The organism is Nocardia thailandica NBRC 100428 (genome assembly GCF_000308795.1).
GTDB lineage: Bacteria > Actinomycetota > Actinomycetes > Mycobacteriales > Mycobacteriaceae > Nocardia > Nocardia thailandica.
This window is the reverse complement of the sequence record NZ_BAGK01000193.1, coordinates 14,844-40,471: the sequence shown is the minus strand read 5'-3', so window position 1 is coordinate 40,471 and position 25,628 is coordinate 14,844. Positions and strand designations below refer to the sequence as shown.

Here is a 25,628-nt window from a genome sequence, read left to right as displayed (position 1 = left end):
CCATGGACACCAGCAAGCCCGCCATCCTCACCTGGTGCCGGGAGTACCTCGCCGGACTGCTCGGCGTCGACCCCGGAACCCTGGACCCCGCCACCGATTTCGACCGCCTCGGGGTCGACTCCGCGCTGGCGGTCGCGCTGCTGATCGACGTCGAGGAACGCTACGGTGTCGACCTCTCGCCGGAGGACCTCTACGACAACCCCACCCTCGACGCGGTGGCCGAGCAGGTGCACCGCCGCGCGGGCGCGGTCGCGGATCCGGCGTGACCGCGGTGTCCGGCGACGAGCGCACCCGGACCGCGGCCGCGGCGATCCGTCATCACTACGACGTCGGCAACGACTTCTACCGGCTCTGGCTCGATCCGTCGCTGACCTACTCGTGCGCCCTGCGCGGGCCCGGCGACGACCTGGCCGCCGCCCAGGACCGCAAGCTGCGCCACCATCTCGACGCGGTGGCCGCCGCCGACGCGGGCGCGATCCTCGACATCGGCTGCGGCTGGGGCGCGCTGGCCCGGCTCGCGGTCTCGCGGTACCGCGCCGGCCGGGTGGTCGGCCTGACGCTCAGCGACGAGCAGGCCGAATACGTGCGCGCGCAGGCCCTGCCCGGTGTCGAGGTGCGCCTCGAGGACTGGCGCGACCACGCCCCCGAGGTGCCCTACGACGGCATCGTCTCGATCGGCGCGTTCGAGCACTTCGCCCGCCCCGACGACACCCCCGAGGCCCGCCTCGCGCTCTACCGCGACTTCTTCGCCCGCTGCCGGACCTGGCTGAGCGAGGACGGGACGCTGTCGCTGCAGACCATCGTCTACGGGAACATGCGCCGCGAGGACGCCAGCGCGTTCATGCAGCGCGAGATCTTCCCCGACGCCGAACTGCCGACGCCCGCCGAGATCCTCACCGCCGCACAGGATTCCTTCGAAGTGGTCGCGTTGACCAACGGGCGTCTCGACTACGCCTGGACCTGCGAGGAATGGGGCAGGCGGCTGCGCGCGCGGCGGGCCGAGGCCACCGCCCTCGTCGGCGCCGACACCGTGGCCCGCTACGAGCGCTACCTCAAGCTCTCGGCGCTCGGCTTCCGGATGGGCAAGCTCGCCCTGCTGCGGCTGGTCCTGCGCCCGCACCCGGCCGGCTACCTCACCGCGCGGACCCGATGACCACCGCGGGCCGGAACCGGGTGCGGTTCAACCCGTTCGACGCCGCCTTCCGACGCGACCCCTACCCGGTCTACCGGCGGCTGCGCGAGACCGCGCCGGTGTACCGCACGCTCGGCATGTGGGTGCTGACCCGCTACGACGACGCGCGCGCCGTCCTGGCCGACCGGTCCTTCAGCGCCGGGCTCATCCCCCGGCTCGTCGCCGAACAGGCCGTCCGGCTGGGCCGTCCGGCGCCCGAGCGGATCGGCCGCCTCGGCCGCGCCTCGCTGGTGTTCACCGACAACCCCGACCACGCCCGGCTGCGCGGACTGGTGAACCGGGTGTTCACCGCGGGCGCGGTCGCCGAGCTGCGGCCCCTGGTCGCCGCCGCGTCGCGGCGCATCCTCGACGACACCGATCCCGCCGAGGTGGACCTGATCGCCGAATACGCCGCGCCGCTGCCGGTCTCGGTGCTCTGCGACTGGATGGCGCTGCCCGGCGAGCTGCGCGGGGTCGTCGGCGCCTGGACCCACGACATCCGTTTCCTGCTCGACCCCGGGCTGATGCGCGCCGGCGATCTCGACCACGTGCGCACCGTCGTCGAGCTGTTCACCGACGCGCTGGCCGAGGTGTTCGACGCGCGCCGCGCCGCGCCGGGCGACGACCTGCTGAGCCGGCTGCTCGCCGCGCGCACGGCGGGCGGCGACCGGCTGACCGACGAGGAACTGGCCTTCCTGTGCATCATGTGCTTCGTCGCGGGCACCGAGACCTCCACCTGCCTGATCGGCAACGCCGCGCTCGCCCTGCTGCGGCATCCCGACCGGGCGGCCGCGATCCGGGCGGACCCGACGCGGGCGCGCGCCGCGGTGACCGAGACCCTGCGCTACGACGCGCCGCTGCAACTGACGAAGCGGCAGGCGACCCGCGACGTGGCGCTGGCCGGGCACACCGTGCGCGCCGGTGATCAGGTGCTGATCTGCCTCGGCGCGGCCAATCGCGACCCCGCCGCCTTCGACCACCCCGACGAATTCGACCCCACCCGTTCGGGTCCCGCGCATCTGGCCTTCGGTCACGGCATGCACGGCTGCCTCGGCGGCGCGCTGGCCGAACTCCAGGCCGAGATCGCCGTCGCCGAGTTGTTCGGCCCCGGCCGGCGCCCGGCCGCGGCGTTCGGCGAGGTCGACTGGCAGGAGCACAGCTCGCTGCTGCGTGGCCCCCGCGCCCTGCCGGTGCGGCGATGACCCGGCCGGCCCCGCTCCCCGAACCGACAGGTGTGCTGTGATCCCCGACGACGCCCTGCTGACCGACATCCTCAGCGCCCGCGCGGCGGCCGACCCCGACCGCGTCGCCTACCGCTTCCTCGACGACGACGGCACCGAGGCGGATCACCTCACCTATCGCGGATTGCACACGCGCGCACGGTCACTGGCGGCCGCGCTGCGGGCGCGGTGTGCCGCCGGTGACCGGGCGCTGCTGGTGTTCCCGCCGGGCCTCGACTTCGTGATCGCCTACTTCGGCTGCCTCTACGCCGGGGTGGTCGCGGTACCGCTGAGCCCGCCGCGGCGCGGCGTGGTCCGGGAGGCGACGCGGGCGGTGGTGCGCGACTGCGCACCCGCGGCGGTCCTCACCGTCGACTGGGCACGCGAGGCCCTGCGTCCGGCGCTGGCGCCGCTGTGCCCGGGGGCGTGGTGGCTCGGGGTCGAGTCCGCCGATGGGCCCGGCGAGGCCGAGCCCGCGCCGATCGGGCCCGACACCGTCGCGTTCCTGCAGTACACCTCGGGATCGACCGGCGCCCCGAAAGGGGTGATGATCTCGCACCGCAATCTGATCGCCAATCAGGGCATGATCCGCGACGCGTTCGGGCACGACCGCGATTCCACGGTGGTCGGCTGGGCGCCGTTCTTCCACGACCAGGGCCTCATCGGCAATGTGCTGCAACCGCTCTACGTCGGCGCGACCAGCGTGCTGATGAGCCCGGCGACGTTCGTGCGGCGCCCGCTGCGCTGGCTCGAGGCGATCAGCGCCCACCGCGCCCATTCCAGCGGCGGGCCGAACTTCGCCTTCGAGGCCTGTGTCGAGCGGGCGGCGGGCGCGGACCTCTCGGGCCTCGATCTGAGCAGCTGGCGGGTCGCGTTCAACGGCGCCGAGCCGATCCGCGCCGACACGATCGCCCGGTTCACCGAGACCTTCGCCCCGTGCGGATTCCGGCCCGAGGCCATGTATCCCTGTTACGGCCTGGCCGAGGCGACCCTGCTGGTGTCCGGGGCGGGCAGGGGTCGGGGACCGCGCACCGTCGTCGCCGACGTCGACGCGCTGGGCGCGGGCCGGCTGGCCCCGGCGCGCGCGTCCGGGCGCGCTCTCGTCGGCTCCGGCGCGGTCCTGGCGGGCGAGACCGTGCGCGTCGTCGATCCCGTGTCGACGCGGCGGCTGCCGGAAGGGCGGGTCGGCGAGATCTGGGTGCGCGGCGATCACGTCAGCCGCGGGTACTGGCAGCGCCCGGCCACGACGGCCGAGCGGTTGCGCGCCCGCCGCGCCGACGAGGACGGGGAGTGGCTGCGCACCGGCGATCTCGGCGCGCTGCACGACGGCGAGCTGTTCGTGGTCGGCCGCCGCGACGACCTGATGATCGTGCGCGGCCGCAACCACTACCCGCAGGACGTCGAGGCCACCGCGCAGGCCGCGCACCCGGCCGTGCGGGCCGGGGCGGTGGCCGCGTTCACGGTCTCCGAGGCGGGCCGTCCGCGGCTGATCGTCGTCGCCGAGATCCGCCGCGAGCGCCTCGGCGCGCACCCGGCCGAGGTCGCGGGGGCCTTGCGCGCGGCGGTCCTGCGCGAGCACGATCTGGCCGTGGGCGACCTGGTGCTGACCGTGCCCGGCGAGGTCGAGCGCACCAGCAGCGGCAAGATCATGCGCGCCGCCGCCCGCGCCAGATACACCGCGGACGGGTTCACCCGCTGGCCCGTCGCGCCCGCCGTCACCACGCAGAGGAGCTCATCGTGACCGGATTCGAGCCCGCCGACCCGGATTTCGCCGAGGCCGTCGCGGCCGCGGTGCTGTCCATGCCCGCCGCGATCCACCTCGGCTTCACCTTCGGCGCGCTGGGCCCCGGCTCCGCCGAGATCGTGCAGCCGCACCGCCGCGAACTCACCCAGCACGACGGCTTCCTCCAGGGTGGCGTGCTCGGGTCGCTGGCGGATTTCGCCGCGGGCTCGGCGGCGGGCACCCTGCTGCCAACCGGCTGGGTGAACATGACCATCGACTACACCGTCAAGATCCTGGCGCCCGCGAAGGGCCCGACCGTCGTGGCCCGGGGTCGGGTCGTCAAGCCCGGCGCGCTGATCACCGTCGCCGCCGCGGATGTCCACACCGTCGATGCCGACGGCGGCGAAACCCTCTGCGCCACGGCGCTGGTCACCCTGCGCAATGTCCGGCTCACGCCCGCCTAGCGCCCGGCCCGCCGCCGGTCCGTCCTGTCCGCCCGCGTCCCCCGGAGTGCCGCCATGGCCGTGATCCCGCTGCGCGGTGTCCCCATCGCCTGCGTCGACACCGGCGCGCCGCCGGGCAGGCCGGACGCGCCGACGGTCGTGTTCGGCCACGGACTGCTGTTCGGCGGCTGGATGTTCCGCGACCAGATCGCGACCCTGCGCGCGCGATACCGCTGCGTCACCATCGACTGGCGCGGCCAGGGCCTGACCCCGCCCACCGCGACCGGCTACGACATGGACACGCTCACCGGCGACGCCCTCGCCCTGCTCGACCACCTGGACGCGGGCCCGGTGCACTGGGTCGGCCTGTCCATGGGCGGCTTCGTCGGCCAGCGCCTGGCGGCCCGCCACGGCGACCGCCTGCGCTCGCTCTCCCTCCTCGACACCAGCGCGGGCCCCGAGGATCCCGCCGCGGCGGCCGAGTACGCCCGCCTGGCCTGGGCTCTGCACCGCCTCGGCCACCGGTTCGTGCTCCCCCGCGCCGTCCCCCACCTGTTCGGACCCGTCTTCCTCGCCGACCCCGCGAACGAGGCCGTCCTCGCCGAATGGCGCGCCCGCCTGCGCCGCTGCGACCGCGCCGCCACCCGCCGCGCGGTGCTCGCGGTCGCCCGCCGCGATCCGGTCGAGCACGAGCTGCCCGCCGTCACCGTCCCCACCCTCGTCGCCGTGGGCGCCGACGACCGGGCCACGCCCCCGCCCCGCGCCGCCGACCTGGCCGCCCGCATCCCCGGCGCCCGCCTCCACGTCGTCCCCGCCTGCGGCCACACCAGCACCCTCGAACGCCCCACCGAGATCACCGCCCTCCTCCGCGACTTCCTGGCCGAGGCCGACAACCTGCCCTCCTGACCCGGTCACGCCACACGGCGTGTGCCTCGCCAGGAGCGCGACACCCGACCGATCCGCCGCGTTGCGGACCGGCCCGCCTCACCGCCCAGGAAAGGGCCGCATCCTCATCCATTCCCGGATGATGTCCACCTCGCCCCGCGTGATCGCGTGCCCGACCGGGAGCACCCGGTGCTCGACCACCGCCCCCGCGCGACGCAACCACGCGGCCAGGCGTCGCCCGTCCCCGGGCGACCGACGCCGGTCCTCGGCGCCATCGATGATCAGCATCGGGATACCGTCCAGCTCGGTGGCGGAGTCGTGATCGAACGGCAGCAACGGCCGCAGGAGGACCGCGCCGGCGAACAGCTGCGGATGATGCGCCACCAGCGCTGCGGCCATGATGGCGCCGTTGGAGAAACCGATCACGATCGGCCGCGCGTCGAATCCGTGTGCGACGCGGGCCGACTCGAGGTGCGCGGCCAGGCCGGGGAGTCGCGCGACGAGATCCGCCGCGTCCACCCGCCGATCGGGATGCCGCCGGAAGAAGGCGTACCCCTCCCCCGTGCGGACCGAGCCCCGGACGGCCGTGGTCGAGGCGCCGACGGCGAGCATGTCGGTCCAGGGCAGCAGATCCGTCTCGCGCCCGTGTGACCCGTGCAGCAGGACCAGTGGCCGCGCGGGGGAACCGTCGCCGGCGTGGAAGCGGTGCGTGTACGCGCCGTCCGGGATCGTGCAGCGGGGGTCGTCGCAGAACGGCGCGAAGCCTTCCCCGGCGGCGCCGGAACCGGTTCCGGTCATGGTCTCAGCCGACCATGCCGTCCGGTCCCGGCGCCACCGCTACCTCCCCGATCCGGGTGTCAGAATCCGCGGAAGGTGACCGGCAGCTCCTCGAGCCCGCGGATGACCACGTTCGGCTTGAACACGGGCTCGTCGGTGCGCAGCTCGAGGGCAGACACCTTGCGCAGCAGCACCTGCAGCAGGATCTCCATCTCCAGCAGTGCCAGCGGCGCGCCGAGGCAATAGTGGATGCCGAGACTGAAGCCCAGGTGCTTCTTGGCCGGGTTCATCGGATCCGAGTACCGGGCGACGTCGACACGGTCGGGGTCGGGGAAGGCGGCCTCGTCGTGGTTGGCGGAGTTGATCAGCACGACCACGCCCTCGCCCTGCTCGAAGTCGTGCCCGGCCACGCTGATCGGGCGGGTGGCCGCCCGGGTGGTCATCTGCACCGACGGTTCCAGCCGCAGCAGTTCGTCGGGCGCCGCGGCGCACAGGTCGGGCCGTTCGCGCAGCAGCGCGATCTGATCGGGGTTGCGCAGCAGCCGCAGCATGCCGGTGCCGACGAGGTTGGCCGTCGTCTCGTGCCCGGCCACGAACGTGGTGATGCAGGTGGCGAGGAGCTCCTGCTCGGTGAGCACGTCGCCACGGTCCTCGACCTGGGACAGCACGCTGAGCAGGTCGTCGCGCGGGCTCGCGCGGCGCTCGTTCAGCAGTTCGCGGAAGTAGGCCATGAAACCGCGCGAGGCCGCGCTGCGGGCGCGCAACGCCTCCTCGGGCAGGGTGTAGTCGTGGTCGAAGCCGCGGGCCAGGTCCAGCGACCAGCGGTGCACCTGGTCGTAGGCCTCCGGCGGGACGCCGATCAGCTCACAGGCGATGACCAGCGGCAGCGGGTAGGCGATCCGCTCGACCAGGTCGAAGTCGCGTTCGGCGAGGACTTCGCCGACGAGCTGCTCGCACAGCTGCTCGATGCGCGGGCGCAGCCGCTGCACCATGCGCGGGGTGAATCCCTTGGTCACCAGGTTGCGCAGGCGGGTGTGGTCCGGCGGCTCCATCCAGAGGAAGGAGGTCGGCAGTTCCTCGGCGGCGTCCTCGGCCGAGACGGTCGGGTGCATCATGGCCGCTTCCTCGGCGTGGCTCCACGCCGTGGTGGACAGCACCGCGGCGCAGTCCTCGTAGCGGGTGAGCACGTAGTGGCCCAGCGGCGTCCGGTGCAGCGGGCCGGCCTCGCGCAGCACGCGGGCGGCGCTGTAGGGGTCGGCGCGGCCGTCCGGGCCGAAGATGCGGACCATCGCGTCGGCGATGTCCGGGGTGACGGTGGTCATCGGCTGCTCTCCTGTCGGTGGGTGTGACGGGTGCGGTCGAACACGGTGCCGCCCAGCAGAACCCGGCCCGCCGTCAGCGGATGGGCGAGGGCGGCGGGCGGATCGACGAGATGGGCGACCCGCAGGAACGCCCGCGCGACGTTCGGGTCGTGCCGCGCAGCGTGCTGGACCCGGCGCACATAGGCGCCGGTGAGCCGGGTGCGGGCGGTGCGCACGCCCGCCACGCCCGGATGGTTCAGATCCGATCCGGTGGACAGTTGCCAGGCCACCTCGGCCGCGTCGTGGGCCGCGGCGTGGTAGCGGGCGGGCAGGCGGGCCGGGTCGGGGTCGGCGGCCAGGGTGGCCCGCAGGGCGCGCGCCTGGAGCGCGGCCACGGTCATGCCCTGGGCGTAGAGCGGGTTGAACCCGGTCATGGCGTCGCCGATGACGACGAAACCCACCGGCGGAGCGGGCAATCGGTCGAACCGGCGGCGGACGGCGGTGCGGAAGCGGTAGGGCACGATCGCGCTCAGGGGCTCGGATCCGGCCACGAGGGTGTCGATGTCGGGCGCGGCGAGCGAGGCCGCGTAGGCGGCGAAGCCCGCCTCGTCGACGGGCGGGTGGTCGCCGAGCATGCCGGCCAGGGTGATGTGCCAGCGCCCGCCCTCGACCAGGACCGCGCCGCCGCCGCGCCCGTCGGCGCCGGTGGACACGATGACCGAGGACTGGCCGTCGAGCTGTCCGTGCCGGTGCCGGTAGTACCGCGACGCGTAGCCGAGGTCGACCTCGAGCCGTTCCTCGGCGGGGGCCTGCGCCCCGATGCCGGTCAGCCAGTCCCCGGCGCGCGAGCCGCGCCCGCTCGCGTCGACGATCAGGTCCGCGGGCACGGCGCCGTGGCCCTCCGGCCCGTCGACGAGGACCGCCTCGACCCGCGTCGCGTCTCCGGCGAGTCCGCGCGCGCTGACCCCGGTGCGCAACGCGACCCCCGGCAGCGCGAGGGTGCGTTCGCGCAGGACGGCTTCCAGCAGCGGCCGGGTCGCGATGATCGAGGTGAGCCCGGTGGGTCCCGAGGCCAGCCTGCCGCCGCCGGCGTACCAGCGGGTGCCGACCAGCACCTCGGCGGCGTTCGCGCCCCGGCGCAGCAGTTCGGCGGTGCAGCCGGGGTGCAGTTCCTCGAGCACGGCGCGGCCGCGGTCGAGCAGCCCGTGCAGGTGAGCGGCCTGCGGGACGCCGCGGCGGCTGCTGACGCTGCCGTCGTGGGTGTCGCGTTCGAGCACGGTCACCCGGTCGAACGCGTCCGACAGCGCCCGCGCGGCGAGCAGCCCGGCGAATCCGGCGCCGACGACGACGGCGTGGCCGCTCACAGCGTCACCGGCAGCGCGCGCAGGCCGCGGTGGATCAGGCTGGGCCGATATTCGATCGGGTCGCCGGTCAGCGCCAGTTCCGGCGCCCGGCGCAGCAGGGCGCCGAGGGCGGCCTCGGCCTCGAGCCGGGCCAGCGGCGCGCCGACGCAGTAGTGGATGCCGAGGCTGAAGCCGAGATGCTTGCGCGCGGGCCGGGTTCCGGCGTAACGGGTGACGTCGAACTCGTCCGCGCGGTCGAACACCCGGTCGTCGCGGCCTGCCGACCCGGTCAGCACGACGACGCCGTCCCCGCGCCGGAAGCGGCGCCCGCCGACCTCGGTGTCGGCCAGGGCCACCCGGATCGTGAACTGGGTGGGCGCGTCGTAGCGCAGCATCTCGTCGAGGGCGGGCCCGACGAGTTCGGGGCGCTCGCGCAGCAGCTCCCACTGGTCGCGGTGGCGCAGCAGGGCGAGCAGGCCGTTGCCGATGAGGTTGATCGAGGTCTCCATGCCCGCGACGAGCAGCAGCAGGGCCATGCCGATGATCTCGGCGTCGGCGAGCCGTTCGCGCCCCGCGGCGGTCACCAGCTCGCTGAGCAGGTCGGTGCCGGGGTCGGTCCTGCGCGCCGCGACCAGGCCGGCGAAGGCGCCCATGCAGGCCAGGGCGGCGGCCCCCCGCGCGGTCACTGCGGCCTCGTCGAGGAACGCGTCCGGATCGCTGCCGCGCGCGATGGCCAGCTGCCATTCCCGGAACATCGCGCCGTCGGCGGGGTCACCGCCGAGCAGCCGCACCGGGATCATGGCGACCGCCAGCGGTACGGCCAGGTCCTCGAGCACGTCGAAGCTGCCCCGCGCCAGGGCCGCGGTCACCAGATCGTCCACCACGCCGGTCGCCACGGGCGCGAGCTCGGCGACGGTCTGCGGGGTGAAGGCCTTGGCGACGAGCTTGCGGTAGCGGCCGTGCTCGGGCGGGTCCATGCGCACGAACGAGCCGGGAATGGCGGCGGCGGTGTCGCGGAAGGGGCTGATGCCCGCCGCGTAGCCGTGCCCCCAGTCGGCGCCGGTCAGCACAGCCGCGCACTCCTCGTAGCGGGTGACCAGGGTGACCTCGACCTCGCCGAGCCGGAACGGCAGGAACGCGCCCGCGGCGCGCGCCCGCGCGTAGGCCGGGTACGGGTCGGTGCGCCGGTGCGCGGCGAAGGCGTCGAAATCGTAGGCGTCGGAAGCGATCGGGGTGGATGTCATCGGCCCTCCAGGCGGACGCGCAGTGCGGACATGCCGCGGACGACCACGTTGGGCCGGTACGGCGGGGGCGCCAGTTCGGTCATCGCCGTGACGCGGGCGGCGAGTTCGGTGAGGACGGCGCGCATCTCCAGCCGGGCCAGCGGCGCGCCGAGGCAGTAGTGCAGGCCGAGGCCGAACGACAGGTGCCGTTCGGCCCGGCCCCGGTAGCGGGTCAGATCGAAGGTGGCCGCGCGGGGAAAGGCGGCCGGGTCGCGATTGGCCGACCCCAGCAGCACGATGACCGCCTCGCCGGGCGCGAAGTCGCGCCCGGCGACGGTGATCGGGGCGCGGGCGGTGCGTGTCGTGAGGTGCACCGGCGGGTCGTAGCGCAGCACCTCGTCCACGGCGGGACCGGCCAGCTCCGGATCGGCGCGCAGGGCGGCGAACTGCTCGGGGTGGCGGATCAGCGCCAGGACGCCGTTGCCGATGAGGTTCACGGTGGTCTCGTGTCCGGCGACGACCAGGATGAGCAGGGTGCCGACGAGTTCGGTGTGGGTCATCCGCACGCCTGCCTCCTCGGCGCGGACCAGCGCGCTGATCAGGTCGTCGCGCGGGTCGCGGCGGCGCTGTTCGATCAGGTCGCCGAAGAAGGCGGTGAACTCGTGGACGGCGGCGGTGCGGGCGTCGAGCTCGGCGCGGCTGAGCAGCAGGTCGGGGTCGAGGCCGCGGGCGATGCCCGCCGACATGGCCCGCACCTGCGGGTGTGCCTCGGCGGGGACGCCGAGCAGTTCGCAGATCAGTGTCAGCGGGACGGGGTAGGCCAGCGCCTCGAGCAGATCGGTCTCGCCCTCGGCGAGCGCGGCGTCGACCAGGCCGGTGACGAGTTCGGCCGCGCGCGTGCGCAGCCCGTCCACAGTGCGGGCGGTGAAGGCCTTGCCGACCAGCCCGCGCAGCCGGGTGTGGTCGGGTGGTTCCATCCACAGGAAGGAGCCGGGTAGTTCGACCTCGCTGTCCGCGTGCAGCAGCTCGGGTTCCTCGGCGTGGCTCCAGCGCGGGTCCGACAGGATGGCCACGGCCTCCGCGTGCCGCGTGACGAGCTGGGTGTCGTGCGGGCCGGGGACGAAGGGGCCCGCGTCGCGCAGGACCTCGTAGGCGTCGTAGGGATTGTGCCGCGTCTGCGGTGCCACGCTCTCGAGCACCGCGCGCTGCACCGGGGTCAGCGGCGGTGCCGCCGCGTGCTCGGTACTCACGCCGCCCATGGTCGGCCCGGCCGTCGGCGCGCCGGGACGGTCATCGCGGCGTCCGATCGCCCGATAGACGAACTCCGTTATCACCCAGCACAATTGCGCGATCGAGCGTGATTATCGGCGCGCAGGGTTCAGCGTTCGTTTCCGGCGATGTCACGCGGCGCTGTTGTCGTTTCCGGCATGAGCGCGCAGCCCGCCCCCGCCACGCTGACCGAGGCCCTCACCGCCGTCGCCGCCGCCCACCCCCGGGTGCGCGCGCACTTCTGGTCGGTGGGCGAGACCATGGAGAACGCCGAGCTGCACCGTCTTTCGCGCAACACCGCGGCCGCGCTGGTCCGGTCGGGCGTCGAGCGCGGCGAGCCGGTCGGCATCCTCGCGCCCAACGCGCCGGAGTTCCTCGTCGCCTTCTTCGGTGTCGCCGCCGCCGGGGCCGCGGCGACACCGCTGCCGCTGCCCGCCGGCGCCCGGCAGACCGCGAGCTATCCCGGCAAACTCTCGGCGATCACCCGGGCGGCGGGCATGCGCACGGTGCTGGTCTCGCCGCGCTTCGCGGAGCTGACCGCCCTGCTCGGCGACATCGGCGTCCGGTTCGTGCCCACCGACACCCTCCTGGACGACGACCGGGACACGCCGCTGCCCGCCCTCACCCCCGCGCATCAGGCCGTGGTCCAGTTCACCTCGGGCAGCACCGCCACGCCCAAGGGCGTGCGCCTCACCCACGCCAACGTCATGGCCGGGCTGGCGGCGATCCGGCGCGGCATCGCCCTCGATCTCACCGACCGCGGCGGTTTCTGGCTGCCGCTGTTCCACGACATGGGCCTGTTCGGCACCCTCTCGGCCGTGCTGCGCGGCATCCCCGCCGACGTGTGGTCGCCGCTGGCGTTCGTGAAGGACCCGGCCCGCTGGCTCGGCGAGTTCGCCCGCTGCGGCACCACCATCACCGCCATGCCGAACTTCGGGTACGAGGCCCTGCTCGGCGCGGTGTCCGCCGAGGACGCCGCCCGGCTGGACCTGCGGCACTGGCGGATCGCGTTCAACGGCGCCGAACCGATCTCGCAGGAGGTGGTGACCGCCTTCTGCGAGCGCTTCGCCCCGGCCGGTTTCGCCCCGAGCGCCATGTTCGGCGTCTACGGCATGGCCGAGGCCACGCTGGCCGTCGCCTTCCCGCCGCTGGGCCGCGCGCCGGTGTTCGAGCACGTGGACCGCGCCGACCTGTCCGAGCGGTTCCTCGCCCGCGAGACCGCCCCGGACGCACCGGATTCCCGCGCCGTGGCCGGGGTCGGGGCCGCTGTCGAGGGCGTCGCCCTCCGGGTCGTCGACGGCGACGGCGCCGAGCTGCCCGACGGCGCGGTCGGCGAGATCCTCATCCAGGGCGCGCCGGTCACCACCGGCTACCTCACCGTCGACCCCGACGCGGTGGCCGACCGCTTCACCGCCGACGGGTGGCTGCGCACCGGCGACCTGGGATACCGGCGCGCAGGCGAACTGTTCGTCACGGGCCGGTGCAAGGACATGATCACCGTACGCGGCGTGAACTACTACGCCCAGGACGTCGAGGCCGCGGTGCGCGCCCTGCCCGGCGTCTACAAGGGCCGCTGCACCGCCGCCGTCGACACCGAGACCCCCGAGACCATCGCGCTGATCGCCGAGACCGAGCGCACCGGCCCCGCCGCCGACGAGCTCGCCGCCGCCGTGCGGGCCGCGGTGGCGGGTTCGCTCGGCCTCGCCGCGGTGCGCGTGCTGCTCGTCGCCCCGCGCACCATCCCGCGCACCAGCAGCGGCAAACTGCGGCGCCTCGCCGCGCGTGAGCTGCTGGCCGGACAGCACTGACCGAACGCCCCGGATCCGGAAAGGACTCCCCCGTGCACAGTTTCGACGTCTTCCGTCACTACGAGCGCCTGCACTGGAAGCTCGCCGACCTCGACCTGGACGCGATCGACCGCGCCCTGGTCCGCCCCGAATACGTGACCCTGGCCAAGAGCGCGGCGATGGGCGAGTCCAACGTCATCGCCGCCGTCGACGGATTCCTGCGCGAGTTCCCCGACGACTACGACTTCTCCACCTTCGCCGTCGTGTGGGGCTATCAGGAGGTCCAGCACCACTACGCCTTCCGCTCCTGGCTCGCCGCGATCGGCGAGGACGTCGACGAGCGGGCCGTCGACGCGATGCGCGAACCGTACGCCCCCGGCACCACCCCCTCGGCGACGCTGGCCACCAACATCATCTCCGAGCTCACCGTCAACCACGTCTACCGCGCGGTCGCGGCCTGGGTCGAGGAGCCCGTGCTGAAGACCCTGCTGCTCAACGCGAGCCGCGACGAGGCCGGGCACGCCCGCGAATTCATCCACTACACGGCCCGCCGCCTCGAGCGCCTGCCCGCCGAGCTGCCCTCGGTGCTCGAGACGCTCTACGTCTACAGCTCCGAGGCCAGGATCAAGCACCCCGTGAGCACCTTCAAGGCGGGCATCACCGAACTCGGCGACCACGAGACCATCGACACGGGATTCGACCTGTTCCTCGAGCAGGTCGCCGCGGAGGGCGAACTCGACGTGCTGCACGACAAGGTCCGCCGCACCTTCGCCGGCATCACCGGCCTCGACCTGTCCAGCAACGCCCGGGTGCGCCGCGCCCTGGCCGACGCCATCGCGTGACGGGCCGCCGGTGACCGCCCCCGACGCCGTGGCGCTGCCCTGGTCGGTGATCCCCGACTATCGCTGCTTCGGCTGCTCCCCGCACAACCCGGCCGGGCTGCGCCTGCGGTTCACCCCGCGCGCCGACGGCGGATTGGAGAGCGCGTTCCGCCTCGACCGCGGCTTCGAGTCCTACCCCGGCGTCGTGCACGGCGGGCTCATCGGGGTGATCTGCGACGAGGTGATGGGCAATCTCATCGTGCTGGCACGGCACGTGCCCGCCTTCACCGTCTCCCAGCGCACCCGCTTCCTGACCCCGCTGGCGGTCGACCACGAATACCGCTGTGTCGCAAGGCTGTCCGGCGCGGCTGCGCCGGGCCCGATCACCGCGTCGGCGGAGATCCTCGACGGCGACGGCACGGTGTGCGCGTCCTCGACGGCGACCTACGCGCCGTTCGACCTGCACGCCGTCCGCGACCGGCTCACCCTGGGCGACGACGAGGTCGCCCTGCTCGCCCACGCGCTGTCCACCGGCGACGCGCCCATCCCGAACGGAGACCCCGCATGACCACCACCCTGTCCCCCGACACCATCCTGGCCACCGTCACCGAGATCGCCACCGCCGAGACCGGCCTGCCCGCCGAGGTCCTCACCCCCGACGCCGACCTGCGCGCCATGGCGGGCGTGGACTCGGTGCGGGTGCTGCGCATGGTCGCGCGCATCGAGCGCTCCTTCGACATCGAGCTCGACGACGCCGACGTCTTCGCCCTGTCCTCGCTCGCCGACGTCGTCCGCGTGGTCGAGAAGTCCCTCGCGGAAGCGACGCCCGCGTGAACGCGCCGACCGCCGACACCAACCAGCACTACGACCTCGATCCCGACCTCTTCGGCCAGTTCCTCGATCCGCTGCGCAAGTACAGCGCGGGCCGCTACGAGACCTCCGCCGACTCCCTCGAGCAGGCCCAGCGCAACAAGCTGCGCTTCGTCGCGAACCGGCTCGGGCTGGCCGGCGGCGAGCGGCTGCTCGACATCGGCTGCGGCTGGGGATCGCTGATCCTGTTCATGGCCGCCGAGTACGGGTGCGACACCCTCGGGGTCAGCCCCGCGCCGCGCCAGCACGAGTACATCGCCGAGGAGGCCGCCGCCCGCGGCCTCACCGACCGGGTGCGCACCCGCGTCGGCCACTTCGAGCGACTCGACCTCCCGCCGCGCTCCTTCGAAGCGGTCACGCTGCTCGGGTCCATCGTGCACATGCCCGATCCCGGCGAGGTGCTGCGGCGGGCCCGCGCGGTGCTGCGGAGGGGCGGCTCGCTCTACCTGTCCGAGAGCTGCTTCCGCAACGAGGCGACCCGCCGCGCGTTCGACGAGCGTTCCGGCACCGAGTTCGTGCGGGGCGACATCTTCGGCTGGGGCGACCTGCGGCCGCTCTCGGAGCTGGTGCGCGCGGCCGAGGACGCCGGATTCACCATCGTCGCGGTCGACGACCTCACCGAGCACTACCGGCGCACCATCGACGACTGGATCACCGGCGTCGACCGCAACGCCGCCGCCATCGACGCGCACCGCCCCGGCATGGCCGACACGTTGCGCCACTATCTCGAGATCGCCAACGCGGGCTGGGGCTACACCACCAAGCACTACGCCCTGACCTGCCGTAACGCGAGGTGAGTCGATGAGTGCCACACCGGATTTCGCCGCCACCCTGCTGCCGGCCGACGAGATCACCGCCGCCGTCGACGGCTTCCTCGCTGCCTCGCCCGCCACCCGGTCCTGGGATGTGGAGACCGGGGTCGACTGGGATGACGCCGACGCCGGCCTGCTCACCGAGGGCCAGCGGTCGGCCGTGCAGTTCGTGACGCTGATCGAGGATCATCTGCCCGGCTACTTCGACGTCTACCACCGCTGGTTCCCGGTCGACGACAGCGTGGACCTGCCGGTGTTCGAACACAACCGCGAGCTCTACCACTTCACCGTCCGCTGGGCGGTCGAGGAGGACACCCACGCCCGCGCGCTGGCCCGCTACCAGCTGGCCTCGGGCATGGCCGAACGCTCGGCGCTGCGCACCGAACTGGCGATCGAGGGCCGCAAGCCCTTCGACCTGCCCTACGCGCATCCGGTGCAGTTCTTCGCCTACGCCCTGGTGCAGGAGAAGGCCACCCAGATGTACTACCAGCAGTTGCGCGAGGTGGTCGGGGACCCGGCCCTGGCCGGGCTGCTGACCCGGCTCTCGCGCGACGAGGCGCGCCATTTCAGTTTCATGGCCGAGGTGGTCACCCGGTATCTGCGGGTGCACGGGGACGCGGTCGTCGACCCGATCCGCGACGTGGTCGCCGGGTTCCGTATGCCCCTGTCGGACACGTTGCGCGGCTACTGGCGGTGGGCGCTGAGGATCGCCGACGTCGCCGACTACGACCACACCGCCGCCTACGAGCATCTGATCAAGGTCATCGACCGCGCCGTGGACGCCCGGTCCGACCGGGTCGGCGAACTCGTCGACTTCGTCGGGCAGTGCCGCGCGCTGCGCTGACCGCCCCGCGACACACCGTGGGCCGCTTCCCCTCCGGAAGCGGCCCACGGTGTGTCGTCAGTTGTTGTCGAGCACCAGGATCGTGGTCGACCCGTGCGCGACGAGCTTGCCGGCCGCGTCGTGGATGCGTCCCTCGGCGGTGGCGGTGCGCCGACCGACGTGCACCGCGGTCGCCTCACAGGTCAGCCTGCTGCCGTCCAGGGTGACCGACCGGATGAAGTTCACCTTTAATTCCAGTGTCGTGTAAGCGATCCCGTCGCCAAGCCGGGTGAAGACCGCGCTGCCCATCGCGGTGTCGAGCAGCGTCGCCAGCACCCCGCCGTGCACGGTGAACATGGCGTTGATGGTGGCGGGGTTGGGGTCGAGGTGATAGAGGGTGCGCCCCTCCTCGGCGTGGTCGAGCCGGATGCCCAGCGAGTCACCGACCCCCAGCTTCTCCTGCAGACCGCGCTCGAACACGGTGGTCAGCTCGTGCACGCGCCGGGCGACGGTGGCGTCGGGTTCGACTTCGGTAGTGGTCATGGTGGTCCTCCCGAACCGGAATCCTGCGGACAGGACTCATTCGACCAGCGCACGGTGAACACCGCCGCCCGCTCCCCGATTGCATCACCACCTCCGATCGCCTGATCGAGGCTGTTGCGGCGGGCAGGCCGACCCCGCGGCGGCGTCCTAGCGTCAGCCCATGGCCGATATCGCCGCGTCGCCCGTCCACGAGCTCGGGGCCGACTTCTTCGCCGACCCGTACGCCGCCTATCGCCGCTGGCGCGCCAGCGGTCCGGTGCACCGGGTCCGGTTCCCCGACGGCACGATCCGCTGGGTGGTGATCGGTTACGCCGAGGTGCGGGCCGCCTTCGTCGATCCCCGGCTCGGCAAGGACATCACCGCCATCAACGCGCTCGTGCTCGCCGAACGCGGTACGCCGCTGATGGACCCGCAATCGGCCGCGCTGCTGGGCAACATGCTCAACATGGACCCGCCCGGGCACACCCGCCTGCGCGCCCTGATCACCGCCGCGTTCACGCCACGACGGGTGGCGGCCCTGCGCCCGGCGATCACCGCGCTGGCCCAGGACCTGGTCGCCGCACTCGACCCCTACGCCGAGACCGATCTGCTCGCCGCCTACGCCGAACCGCTGCCGATCGCGGTGATCTGCGCCCTGCTCGGCGTGCCCGCCCCCGACCGCGACGACTTCCGCGCCTGGACCAGGGCCATGGTCGCGGTGGCCGGACGCGAGCAGGAGCGGGCGGCGGCCGCGGGCGCCATGGCCGCCTACCTCGCGGACCTGGTGCGGGAGAAGGCGGTCCGGCCCGGGGAGGATCTGCTCTCGGGCCTGGTTCGCGCGGAGGCGGACGGCGACCGGCTGACCCCGCCCGAACTCGTCGCCATGGCGTTCCTGCTGCTCGTCGCCGGGCACGAGACCACGGTCAATCTCATCGCCAACGGCCTCTACGCCCTCCTGGGCGACCCGCCCGCCCTGGCCGCGTTGTGCGCCGATCCGGCAGGCATCCCCGCCGCGATCGAGGAGTTCCTGCGCTACGACGGACCGGTCAACATGGCGACCATGCGCTACGCGATCGAGCCGCTCACGCTGGGCGGCACCGAGATCCCCGCCGGCGACCTGGTGTACCTCGCGCCCGCCGCCGCCGACCGCGACCCCGACCGTTTTCCCGACCCCGACCGCCTCGACCTCTCCCGCGAACCCACCGGTCACCTCGCCTTCGGCCACGGCATCCACTTCTGCGTGGGCGCCCCGCTGGCCCGCCTCGAGGCCGAGATCGCCTTCACCACCCTGCTCGCCCGCTTCCCGGACATGCGCCTCGCCGGCACGCGCGCGCCCGGCAGGCAGGCCAGCACCCTCATCCGCGGTCTCGACACCCTCCCGGTGCGTCTGCGCTGAGCCGCGGCGTATCGACAGCCTTCGCGGGGACGTGCGGGCGAGTGACCGAACGGCCCTCCCCGATCCTGGATCGGGGAGGGCCGTGGTGTCCCCCGGTCGCTCACACCGGGTGTGCTCCCGCCGCGCGGACCGATGCGGATCCGCCGGCGGGACATCTGTGGCGGCGTGCGGCCGCCGCGCTTCACAGGTCGAGCACCAGCTCCCGTGAGCGCGCCCGGGACACGCACAGCATCATCGTCGCGCCCGCGGCCCGCTCCGCCTCGGTGAGCAGGGAGTCGCGGTGGTCGACGGCGCCGCCGAGGACCGGGGTCTCGCAGCTCCCGCAGGTGCCCTCGCGGCACGAGGTGATCACCGGGACTCCGGCGCTCTCGAGGACGTCGACGATGGAGCGGTCGGCGGCCACGCGCAACGTGCGGCCCGTGCGGGCCAGCCGGATCTCGAACTCGCCGGTGGGCGCGGCGGCGGCCCCGGGGCGGGCGGCGAACCGCTCGACGCGGACCTCGGTGCCCACCCGGGCGCCCTCGGCCTCGACGGCGGCGAGCAACGGTTCGGGGCCGCAGCAGTACACCGTCGCGCCCGGGTGGGCCTCGAACAGCCCGGCGACCGGCAGCAACCCGGCCTCGTCCTGGGGGAAGAGTCGGACCCGCGGCCCGGCACCGAGTTCGTCGGTGAACGCCAGATGCGAGCGGGTGCGGGCACCGTAGTACAGGGTCGCGGGACGGCCGGCCGCCCGGGCCTCGCCGAGCATCGGCAGGATCGGGGTGATCCCGATGCCGCCCGCGACGAAGACGTACTCGCCCGCGGCCGCCAGCTCGAAGTTGTTGCGCGGGTGCGACACCCGCAGCGTGGTGCCCGGGTGCGCGGTCGCGAAAAGGTGCGCGGATCCGCCCCGTCCCGCCGGCTCGTGCAGGATCGCCACCCGCCACCGGTCGGCCCGGCCCGGATCGCCGCACAGCGAGTACTGGCGCGCGCCCACCGGGCCCGCCTCGACATCGATGTGGGCGCCGGGCGCCCACGGCGGCAGGTCCGACCCGTCGGGGGCGGCCAGGGTCAGGGAGAACACCCCGGTCGCCTCGTCGCGCCGGCCGGTCACCCGCACGGTCAGCTCGGTCATCTCGTTGCCCGTCCCCTCGCCGTGTCGTCGTCGATGCCAACCGTCACCGATCGGCGGCGGGAACAGGCGGCGACGCCGCCGACTCTTCTGGACCGATCGGCGTTGACTATCGCGGCCCTCGGCGTGGCGACACGCGATCGACACTGACGCCATGACCGCTGTGGCGAATCTGGTCGACAAGACCGCGCAGTTCGTACGAGACCACGTCATCCCGGTGGAACGCGAGGTCGTGGCCGGTGGCCGCGTGACCGACGACGCGCTGCGCCTCGACCTGCAGAAGAAGGCCAAGGAGGCCGGCGTCTTCGGCCCCCTGTCCGATCCCGCCTACGGCGGGCTCGGCCTCGACACCCGCGATCAGGCCCGCGTCCTGGAGGCGGCGGGCGCCAGCCTGCTCGGCCCGCTCGCGGTGAACGCCTGGGCACCCGACGACGGCAACATCCATCTGCTCGCGCACGTCGCGAACGACGAGCAACGCGCGCGGTACCTGGCCCCGCTCGCCTCCGGCGAGGTCCGCTCGGCCATCGCCATGACCGAGCCCGCCCCCGGCGCGGGCTCGGACCCGCGCATGCTGCGGACCGTCGCCGAGGAGACCGATCGCGGCTGGGTCATCAACGGCGCCAAGCACTTCACCACCGGCGCCGCGGGCGCGGCGTTCACCATCTGCGTGGCGACCACCACCGACGGCCCGACGATGTTCCTCGTCGACGCGGGCAACCCCGGCCTCGAAGTCGGCAGGCGCATGGCCACCCTCGACCACACCAGCGCGCCCGGCGGCCACTGCGAGGTCCGCTTCACCGACTGCGAGGTCCCCGGCTCCGCGGTGCTCGGCGAGGTCGGGCGCGGCCTGGAACTCGCCCAGGTGCGGCTGGCGCCCTCGCGGCTGGTGTTCTGCATGAACTGGCTCGGCCTCGCCGTGCGCGCGCAGCAACTGGCCGCCGAGCACATCGGCACCCGCACCTCGTTCGGGGCGCCGATCGCCGAGCACGGCCTGGCCCAGGGACTGATCGCCGACAACGAGATCGACATCGCCGCGGCGCGCAGCCTGATCGCGGCCACCGCGGCCACCATCGACGAGCACGGCCCGGCCTCGTCGCAGGCGCGCCACGAGGCCTCGATCGCCAAGACCTTCGTCTCGGAGGCGGTCTGGCGCGTGCTCGACCGCGCGGTCCAGCTGCACGGCGGCCTCGGCGTCGTCGAGGACCACCTCGTCGCCCGGTTCCTGGTCGAGGCCAGGGCATTCCGCATCTACGAAGGCCCCTCCGAGGTACTGCGCTGGTCCATCGCCCGGCGCGTGCTGCGCGGGCCCCGCTGAAAGGACGCATACCGATGACCCGCACCGCGGCCGGCTTCGCCGCCGCCTACCCCGACCTCGACCCCGCCGCCGTCGACTACGAATACCTGCGCGCGGTCTCCGACGCCCTCGTCCCGTTCGGGCGCACCGTCGGCACCCGCGTCACCGAGATCTCCGCGCACCGCGCGGTCGTGGAGATCCCCGCGGGCGACGGCGTCGCCAACCACATGGGCACCGTCCACGCGGGCGCGCTGTTCACCGCCGCCGACATCGCGGGCGCCGCCGCGTTCGTCGGCGCCGCGGCCCCTCGGCTGCACACCGTGGAACGCCTGGTGCTGCGCGGCGGCGGTGAGTCCTACCGCAAGCCCGCCCTCGGCCGCATCCGCGCGATCGCGACGGTCGACGTGACCGAGCTGGCGGACATCCTCGGCGCGACCGCGTCGGGCCGGTTCGAGCTGTCGGGCAAGGCGTCCCTGTTCGACGACGCCGACGTCCTGGTCGCCAAGTTCACCTTCGACTACGTCTGCGACGTCGTCCTCGACCCCACGGAGCAGCGGTGACCGCCACGACGCCCGACGCGACCACGGTGACCACCGCCGACGGGGTCACCTTCACGCTGCGCTTCCTGCCCGCCGACGACGTCGCCGCGCCGGTCGTGCTCATCCTGCCCGCCATGGCCATGAAGGCGCGCAACTACACCGCGCTCGCGCAGGCGCTGCGCGCGCAGGGGCTCTCGGTGGCGACGGTCGACCTGCGCGCCCACGGCGAGGCCACCCCGGCCTTCGGCGAGCACGAGGACTTCGGCTACCGCGAGATGCTCGAGATCGACCTGCCGCTGATCGTGGACGCGGTCACCGAGCGTTTCCCGCAGGCGCCGCTGCACCTGTTCGGGCACAGCCTCGGCGGGCAGCTGGCCCTGCTGTTCGCCGCCGCGGAATCCGACCGGGTGGCCGGGGTGACCGTCATCGGCACCGGCACCGTGTTCTGGTGGGCGTTCGGCCCGCGCCGCTGGTTCGAGGCGCTGAGCCAGATCCAGTGGATCGGGCTGGTCGCCCGGGTCAAGGGGCACTGGCCCGGCGGCGTGCTCATTCCCGCGCCCATGCCGGGCGGGGTGATGGCCGACTGGTCGTTCCATTCGCTGACCAGCTACTACCGGCCCCGCGGCAGCTCCCGCCGTTACAACACGCTGCTGGCGCGGATGACCGTGCCCGTGCTGGCGATCTCGCTGTCGCAGGACGTACTCGGCCCGAAGTCCAACGTGGACTTCCTGGCCGGGCGGATGCCCGCGGCGCCGGTCACCCGCTGGCACATCGACGAGAACTCGGGGGTGGTCAACCTCGACCACTTCCGCTGGGTGAAGGACGCGCCCGCGATCGCGGCGGGCGTGGCGAAGTGGATCACGGCCGGCACCGCGCCGGCCTGAAGGAGAGACGTGGCGCGATTGCAGATCGAAGCGGTGTCGAAGCGGTTCGGCAGCGCGGTGGCGGTGCACGAGGTGAGCCTCGACATCGCCGACGGTGAGTTCATGGTGTTGCTCGGCCCCAGCGGCTGCGGCAAGTCGACCCTGCTACGGATGATCGCCGGGCTCGAACAGCCGAGCGCGGGCCGGATCCTGCTCGACGGCAGGGACATCACCGACACCCCGCCCCAGCATCGCGACCTGGCCATGGTGTTCCAGAGCTACGCGCTCTACCCGCACCTGTCGGTGGCGCGCAACATCGGCTTCCCGCTGCGCGCGCGGCGCACGTCCCGCGACGAGATCGCGCGGCGGGTCGGCGACGTCGCGGCCACGCTGGAGCTGTCGGCGCTGCTCGACCGCAAGCCGGTGGCGCTCTCGGGCGGGCAGCGGCAGCGGGTCGCACTGGCGCGGGCCATGGTTCGTGATCCCGGGGCGTTCCTCATGGACGAGCCGCTGTCGAATCTGGACGCGAAGCTGCGCAGTGCCACGCGCGCCGAGCTCATCGCGCTGCACCGGCGCCTGGGGGCGACGTTCCTCTACGTCACCCACGACCAGGTCGAGGCCACCACCATGGCCACCCGCATCGCCCTGCTCAACGACGGCCGGATCGAGCAGCTCGGCACGCCCGAGGAGCTCTACGACCGGCCCCGCTCCACCTTCGTCGCCGGGTTCCTCGGCGCGCCGCCGATGAACCTGCTGCCCGCCACCGTCACCCACCGCGACGGCGCGCTGCGGCTGGTCGCCGACGGGATCGACGCCCCCCTCGGCATCGCCGCACCGGTGGATGCCGACGATCAGCCCGTCATCGCGGGCATCCGCCCGGAGCGGTTGCGCATCGACGCCACCGCCACCGAGGTGCGCGCGACGGTCGGCATGGTCGAGAACCTGGGCAGCGAGGAACTGGTGCATCTCGAGGCCGGGGAGACCCGGCTGTGCGCCCGCGCCCCGCGCCCCGCCGGGGTCCGCACCGGCGAGGACATCGCCCTGCGCGTCGACCCGGACGACATCCACCTGTTCGATCCCGCCACCGGCCTGCGCCTGACCTGGCGCGAACCGACGGAGGAGACCGAGCGGGTCACCGACGCGGCCGCCGTGCCCGTCGCCTAGGACTCCCCGCCGCCCGAGGCGGGGTACACGATGAGGAGAACCACCATGAAACGCACCTTGCCCGTCCTGGGCCTGGTGTTCACCACCGCCCTCGCGCTGACCGGCTGCGGCCTGGGCGGCTCGGGCACCGGCGACCCGGGTTCGACCGCCCAGATCCCGGAGCTGGCCGCCGACCAGCAGGTCTCGATCGTCTTCGAGTCCTACAACTACGGCCTGGCGGGCGCCTGGACCGACACCTTCAACGCCCTGATCGCCGACTTCTCCGCCAAGCACCCCAACATCAAGGTCACCGCGCAGAAGCCACAGGGCAACAGCCCCAACCCGGCCACCGACACGATCTCGAGCATCCAGAACCAGATCGTCGCGGGCACCCCGCCGGACGTCGCCCAGCTCGGCTTCTCCGACCTGGACTTCACGGTCAACTCGCTGGGCGCCAAGCCGCTGGACACCCTGGTCGGCAAGGACGCGGTGCAGCGCAACTTCGACGGCAACGGGCACCCGTACGCGCCGCGCGCCCGCACCCTCGACGACTGGGACGGCCACACCTACGGCGTTCCGTTCGTCTTCTCCACCCCGGTGCTGTACTTCAACGCGAGCCTGTTCACCGAGGCGGGCCTCGATCCGGCCAAGCCGCCGGCCACCTGGGCCGAGGTCGCCGCGGCGGCCAAGGCGATCAACGCGAGGACGGGCAAGGGCGGCGTCTACGTCGACTGCCTGACCAAGACCGCCAAGGACTGGTGCTTCCAGTCGATGGTGCGCTCCAACGGCGGCCGCGTCATCTCCGAGGACCGCCGCACCCTGACCTACGCCGACGCCCCCGCCGTCGAGGTCGTGACGATGGCCCAGGATCTGGTCACCAGCGGCGGCATGCCGAAGCTGCAGCAGAAGCAGGGCTACGAGGCCTTCGCCCGCGGCGAGATCGGCATGATCCTCGAGACCAGCGCCATCCAGGGCACGTTCGTCACCGGCGCCAAGGACAAGTGGGACCTGCGCTCGACGACCATGCCCAAGTTCGGCACCAAGGCCACCGTGCCCACCAATTCCGGTGCGGGCCTGCACATCCTGTCCAACGACCCGGCCAAGCAGCGCGCGTCCTGGGAGCTGATCAAGTTCCTCACCAGCGAGGAGTCCTACGTGAAGATCTCGCAGAACATCGGCTACCTGCCGCTGCGCACCAGCCTGCTCGAGCCCGTCGGCGCCCTGGCCGAATGGTCGCGCCAGAACCCGCTGCTCGGGCCGAACGTCGCGCAGCTGGCCGCCATGGAGCCCTGGATCTCCATGCCCGGCAACAACTACCTGCAGATCCGCGACGGCATGATGGAGGCCGTCGAAGCCGTGGTGTTCCAGGGCAAGGACCCGCAGTCCACGCTGACCGCCGCCCGCGAGCAGGGCGCCAAGCTCCTTCCCGCCACATGAGCGAACTCACCTTCGTCCAGCTGACCGACACCCATCTGCGGGCGCCCGGCGAACTCGTCCATGGCGCGGTCGACACCCACGCCAACCTGCTGTCCGTACTCGCGTCGCTGCGCGGCTCGGGGCGGGCCGTCGACGCGCTGATCCTGTCCGGCGACCTGTCCGACAACGGGTCCCGCGAGGCGTACCGGCGCCTGCGCGCCGCCATCGACCCGGTGGCGGCCGAACTGGGGGCCTCGGTGGTCTACGCCATGGGCAACCACGACGAGCGGGTCGCCTTCGCCGAGGAACTGCTCGGCGCGGCGCCGGGCAGCGTCGACCCCGACGCCCCGCTCGACCGGGTGCACGAGGTCGCCGGCGTCCGGATCGTGGTGCTGGACAGCACCACGCCCTTCCGGCACGAGGGACGGCTCGAGCAGGCGCAGCTGACCTGGCTGGCCGGGGTCCTGGCCGAGCCGGCCGAGCGCGGCACCGTGCTGGTGCTGCACCACCCGCCGGTGCGTTCGGCGAACGTGGCCGCGGACTTCCTGCGGCTCACCGACGCCGGCGCGCTCGCCGAGATCGTGCGCGGCAGCGACGTGCGGATGATCCTGTGCGGGCACAACCACCTGACCGGGGCGGCCGGCTTCGCGGGCGCGCCGGTGTGGATCGGGCCCGCGCTGTCCTACCGCATCGACACCTTCGCCCCGGCGGGCCGTCACCGCGGCCTGACCGGATTCGGCTACAGCCGCATCGACCTCGTCGACGAGGTGTTCGTCGCGACCGCGGTGGAGGCCACCCCGGCGCCGCCGGTCTACGACCGGCCCGAGTCCGAGGTGCTCGACCAGCTCGCGGCGATCGCCGCGGAAACGCGGTGAG

26 protein-coding genes are annotated in these 25,628 nt (G+C 73.4%); 19 read left to right on the top strand and 7 right to left on the bottom strand.

The genetic code is table 11. The annotated features are described in order from the left end of the window. Positions 1-2: 2 nt before the first annotated feature. Genes ON36_RS21620 through ON36_RS21595 form a run of 6 tightly spaced genes read left to right on the top strand, consistent with a single transcriptional unit; the run spans position 3 to position 5,463 of the window. Entirely contained in the window at positions 3-266 is a 264-nt protein-coding gene (locus tag ON36_RS21620) for an acyl carrier protein (protein ID WP_043656649.1), read from the top strand. Next, positions 263-1,153 (top strand): SAM-dependent methyltransferase, encoded by an 891-nt coding sequence (locus ON36_RS21615; protein WP_043656646.1) that lies wholly within the window; start codon positions 263-265, stop codon positions 1,151-1,153. The genes ON36_RS21620 and ON36_RS21615 overlap by 4 nt, the downstream gene beginning before the upstream one ends. Beyond that, positions 1,150-2,373, top strand: coding sequence for a cytochrome P450 (locus tag ON36_RS21610; protein WP_043656643.1), 1,224 nt, complete (start codon positions 1,150-1,152; stop codon positions 2,371-2,373). Before ON36_RS21615 ends, ON36_RS21610 begins: the two co-directional genes overlap by 4 nt. Positions 2,374-2,410: 37 nt before the next feature. After that, the gene (locus tag ON36_RS21605; RefSeq protein ID WP_218001225.1) at positions 2,411-4,132 is read left to right on the top strand and encodes a fatty acyl-AMP ligase; all 1,722 of its coding nucleotides are present in this window, start codon (positions 2,411-2,413) and stop codon (positions 4,130-4,132) included. Then, entirely contained in the window at positions 4,129-4,578 is a 450-nt protein-coding gene (locus ON36_RS21600; RefSeq protein WP_043656640.1) for a PaaI family thioesterase, read from the top strand. The genes ON36_RS21605 and ON36_RS21600 overlap by 4 nt, the downstream gene beginning before the upstream one ends. 54 nt (positions 4,579-4,632) lie before the next feature. Continuing rightward, the gene (locus tag ON36_RS21595) at positions 4,633-5,463 is read left to right on the top strand and encodes an alpha/beta fold hydrolase (protein ID WP_043656638.1); all 831 of its coding nucleotides are present in this window, start codon (positions 4,633-4,635) and stop codon (positions 5,461-5,463) included. A gap of 78 nt (positions 5,464-5,541) precedes the next feature. Here ON36_RS21595 and ON36_RS21590 read toward each other — a convergent pair whose 3' ends face one another. The 5 genes from ON36_RS21590 to ON36_RS21570 are packed head-to-tail and all read right to left on the bottom strand — an operon-like array spanning position 5,542 to position 11,345. Further along, a complete protein-coding gene (locus ON36_RS21590) occupies positions 5,542-6,240 on the bottom strand; it encodes an alpha/beta hydrolase (protein ID WP_052314228.1) in 699 nt (232 codons plus the stop codon). A 59-nt stretch (positions 6,241-6,299) separates the two neighbouring features. After that, the gene (locus tag ON36_RS21585) at positions 6,300-7,541 is read right to left on the bottom strand and encodes a cytochrome P450 (RefSeq protein WP_043656636.1); all 1,242 of its coding nucleotides are present in this window, start codon (positions 7,539-7,541) and stop codon (positions 6,300-6,302) included. Then, positions 7,538-8,884, bottom strand: coding sequence for an FAD-dependent oxidoreductase (locus ON36_RS21580; protein WP_052314227.1), 1,347 nt, complete (start codon positions 8,882-8,884; stop codon positions 7,538-7,540). Before ON36_RS21580 ends, ON36_RS21585 begins: the two co-directional genes overlap by 4 nt. Further along, complete coding sequence (locus ON36_RS21575; RefSeq protein WP_043656633.1) at positions 8,881-10,107, bottom strand: cytochrome P450; 1,227 nt, start codon at positions 10,105-10,107, stop codon at positions 8,881-8,883. The genes ON36_RS21580 and ON36_RS21575 overlap by 4 nt, the downstream gene beginning before the upstream one ends. Next, positions 10,104-11,345: a cytochrome P450 gene (locus ON36_RS21570; RefSeq protein WP_052314226.1), complete on the bottom strand. Its 1,242-nt coding sequence runs from the start codon at positions 11,343-11,345 to the stop codon at positions 10,104-10,106. Before ON36_RS21570 ends, ON36_RS21575 begins: the two co-directional genes overlap by 4 nt. 168 nt (positions 11,346-11,513) lie before the next feature. On the opposite strand from ON36_RS21570, the gene ON36_RS21565 reads away from it, so the two are divergent. Genes ON36_RS21565 through ON36_RS21540 form a run of 6 tightly spaced genes read left to right on the top strand, consistent with a single transcriptional unit; the run spans position 11,514 to position 16,489 of the window. After that, complete coding sequence (locus ON36_RS21565) at positions 11,514-13,163, top strand: AMP-binding protein (RefSeq protein WP_043656630.1); 1,650 nt, start codon at positions 11,514-11,516, stop codon at positions 13,161-13,163. 32 nt (positions 13,164-13,195) lie between these two features. Next, on the top strand, positions 13,196-13,984 hold the full coding sequence (locus ON36_RS21560) for a ferritin-like domain-containing protein (protein ID WP_043656627.1): 789 nt from the start codon (positions 13,196-13,198) through the stop codon (positions 13,982-13,984). A gap of 10 nt (positions 13,985-13,994) precedes the next feature. Next, complete coding sequence (locus ON36_RS21555; protein ID WP_043656624.1) at positions 13,995-14,531, top strand: PaaI family thioesterase; 537 nt, start codon at positions 13,995-13,997, stop codon at positions 14,529-14,531. After that, on the top strand, positions 14,528-14,797 hold the full coding sequence (locus tag ON36_RS21550) for an acyl carrier protein (RefSeq protein ID WP_043656620.1): 270 nt from the start codon (positions 14,528-14,530) through the stop codon (positions 14,795-14,797). The genes ON36_RS21555 and ON36_RS21550 overlap by 4 nt, the downstream gene beginning before the upstream one ends. Next, complete coding sequence (locus tag ON36_RS21545; RefSeq protein ID WP_043656617.1) at positions 14,794-15,630, top strand: SAM-dependent methyltransferase; 837 nt, start codon at positions 14,794-14,796, stop codon at positions 15,628-15,630. The genes ON36_RS21550 and ON36_RS21545 overlap by 4 nt, the downstream gene beginning before the upstream one ends. A 4-nt stretch (positions 15,631-15,634) precedes the next feature. Beyond that, positions 15,635-16,489 (top strand): acyl-ACP desaturase, encoded by an 855-nt coding sequence (locus ON36_RS21540; RefSeq protein ID WP_043656614.1) that lies wholly within the window; start codon positions 15,635-15,637, stop codon positions 16,487-16,489. Between the two features lie 57 nt (positions 16,490-16,546). Here ON36_RS21540 and ON36_RS21535 read toward each other — a convergent pair whose 3' ends face one another. Next, positions 16,547-17,011 carry a PaaI family thioesterase gene (locus ON36_RS21535; RefSeq protein ID WP_043656611.1) on the bottom strand — a complete coding sequence of 155 codons (465 nt, stop codon included), beginning with the start codon at positions 17,009-17,011 and terminating at the stop codon, positions 16,547-16,549. Between the two features lie 160 nt (positions 17,012-17,171). Between ON36_RS21535 and ON36_RS21530 the strand changes: the two genes are divergently transcribed. Next, positions 17,172-18,386, top strand: coding sequence for a cytochrome P450 family protein (locus ON36_RS21530; protein WP_043656609.1), 1,215 nt, complete (start codon positions 17,172-17,174; stop codon positions 18,384-18,386). Between the two features lie 181 nt (positions 18,387-18,567). Here the strand turns inward: ON36_RS21530 and ON36_RS21525 are convergent, their stop codons facing one another. Then, complete coding sequence (locus ON36_RS21525; protein WP_052314225.1) at positions 18,568-19,500, bottom strand: PDR/VanB family oxidoreductase; 933 nt, start codon at positions 19,498-19,500, stop codon at positions 18,568-18,570. A gap of 151 nt (positions 19,501-19,651) precedes the next feature. Here ON36_RS21525 and ON36_RS21520 point away from each other — a divergent pair, with 151 nt between their 5' ends. Genes ON36_RS21520 through ON36_RS21495 form a run of 6 tightly spaced genes read left to right on the top strand, consistent with a single transcriptional unit; the run spans position 19,652 to position 25,627 of the window. Then, a complete protein-coding gene (locus ON36_RS21520) occupies positions 19,652-20,812 on the top strand; it encodes an acyl-CoA dehydrogenase family protein (RefSeq protein WP_043656606.1) in 1,161 nt (386 codons plus the stop codon). A gap of 14 nt (positions 20,813-20,826) precedes the next feature. Continuing rightward, the gene (locus tag ON36_RS21515) at positions 20,827-21,351 is read left to right on the top strand and encodes a DUF4442 domain-containing protein (RefSeq protein ID WP_043656604.1); all 525 of its coding nucleotides are present in this window, start codon (positions 20,827-20,829) and stop codon (positions 21,349-21,351) included. Further along, positions 21,348-22,214 (top strand): alpha/beta hydrolase family protein, encoded by an 867-nt coding sequence (locus tag ON36_RS21510; protein WP_043656601.1) that lies wholly within the window; start codon positions 21,348-21,350, stop codon positions 22,212-22,214. The genes ON36_RS21515 and ON36_RS21510 overlap by 4 nt, the downstream gene beginning before the upstream one ends. Before the next feature lie 9 nt (positions 22,215-22,223). Continuing rightward, a complete protein-coding gene (locus tag ON36_RS21505) occupies positions 22,224-23,357 on the top strand; it encodes an ABC transporter ATP-binding protein (RefSeq protein WP_043656599.1) in 1,134 nt (377 codons plus the stop codon). Between the two features lie 45 nt (positions 23,358-23,402). Continuing rightward, positions 23,403-24,773: an ABC transporter substrate-binding protein gene (locus ON36_RS21500; RefSeq protein WP_083885292.1), complete on the top strand. Its 1,371-nt coding sequence runs from the start codon at positions 23,403-23,405 to the stop codon at positions 24,771-24,773. Further along, entirely contained in the window at positions 24,770-25,627 is an 858-nt protein-coding gene (locus tag ON36_RS21495) for a metallophosphoesterase (RefSeq protein WP_043656593.1), read from the top strand. The genes ON36_RS21500 and ON36_RS21495 overlap by 4 nt, the downstream gene beginning before the upstream one ends. Position 25,628 lies beyond the last annotated feature (1 nt).

Excerpts from the sequence above, each read along its gene's own strand:
- ON36_RS21620 (WP_043656649.1), top strand. The coding sequence starts at position 3 with ATGGACACCAGCAAGCCCGCCATCCTCACCTGGTGCCGGGAGTACCTC.
- ON36_RS21610 (WP_043656643.1), top strand. The coding sequence starts at position 1,150 with ATGACCACCGCGGGCCGGAACCGGGTGCGGTTCAACCCGTTCGACGCC.
- ON36_RS21595 (WP_043656638.1), top strand. The coding sequence starts at position 4,633 with ATGGCCGTGATCCCGCTGCGCGGTGTCCCCATCGCCTGCGTCGACACC.
- ON36_RS21590 (WP_052314228.1), bottom strand. The coding sequence starts at position 6,240 with ATGACCGGAACCGGTTCCGGCGCCGCCGGGGAAGGCTTCGCGCCGTTC.
- ON36_RS21585 (WP_043656636.1), bottom strand. The coding sequence starts at position 7,541 with ATGACCACCGTCACCCCGGACATCGCCGACGCGATGGTCCGCATCTTC.
- ON36_RS21575 (WP_043656633.1), bottom strand. The coding sequence starts at position 10,107 with ATGACATCCACCCCGATCGCTTCCGACGCCTACGATTTCGACGCCTTC.
- ON36_RS21570 (WP_052314226.1), bottom strand. The coding sequence starts at position 11,345 with ATGGGCGGCGTGAGTACCGAGCACGCGGCGGCACCGCCGCTGACCCCG.
- ON36_RS21565 (WP_043656630.1), top strand. The coding sequence starts at position 11,514 with ATGAGCGCGCAGCCCGCCCCCGCCACGCTGACCGAGGCCCTCACCGCC.
- ON36_RS21550 (WP_043656620.1), top strand. The coding sequence starts at position 14,528 with ATGACCACCACCCTGTCCCCCGACACCATCCTGGCCACCGTCACCGAG.
- ON36_RS21540 (WP_043656614.1), top strand. The coding sequence starts at position 15,635 with ATGAGTGCCACACCGGATTTCGCCGCCACCCTGCTGCCGGCCGACGAG.
- ON36_RS21535 (WP_043656611.1), bottom strand. The coding sequence starts at position 17,011 with ATGACCACTACCGAAGTCGAACCCGACGCCACCGTCGCCCGGCGCGTG.
- ON36_RS21530 (WP_043656609.1), top strand. The coding sequence starts at position 17,172 with ATGGCCGATATCGCCGCGTCGCCCGTCCACGAGCTCGGGGCCGACTTC.
- ON36_RS21525 (WP_052314225.1), bottom strand. The coding sequence starts at position 19,500 with ATGACCGAGCTGACCGTGCGGGTGACCGGCCGGCGCGACGAGGCGACC.
- ON36_RS21520 (WP_043656606.1), top strand. The coding sequence starts at position 19,652 with ATGACCGCTGTGGCGAATCTGGTCGACAAGACCGCGCAGTTCGTACGA.
- ON36_RS21515 (WP_043656604.1), top strand. The coding sequence starts at position 20,827 with ATGACCCGCACCGCGGCCGGCTTCGCCGCCGCCTACCCCGACCTCGAC.
- ON36_RS21500 (WP_083885292.1), top strand. The coding sequence starts at position 23,403 with ATGAAACGCACCTTGCCCGTCCTGGGCCTGGTGTTCACCACCGCCCTC.
- ON36_RS21495 (WP_043656593.1), top strand. The coding sequence starts at position 24,770 with ATGAGCGAACTCACCTTCGTCCAGCTGACCGACACCCATCTGCGGGCG.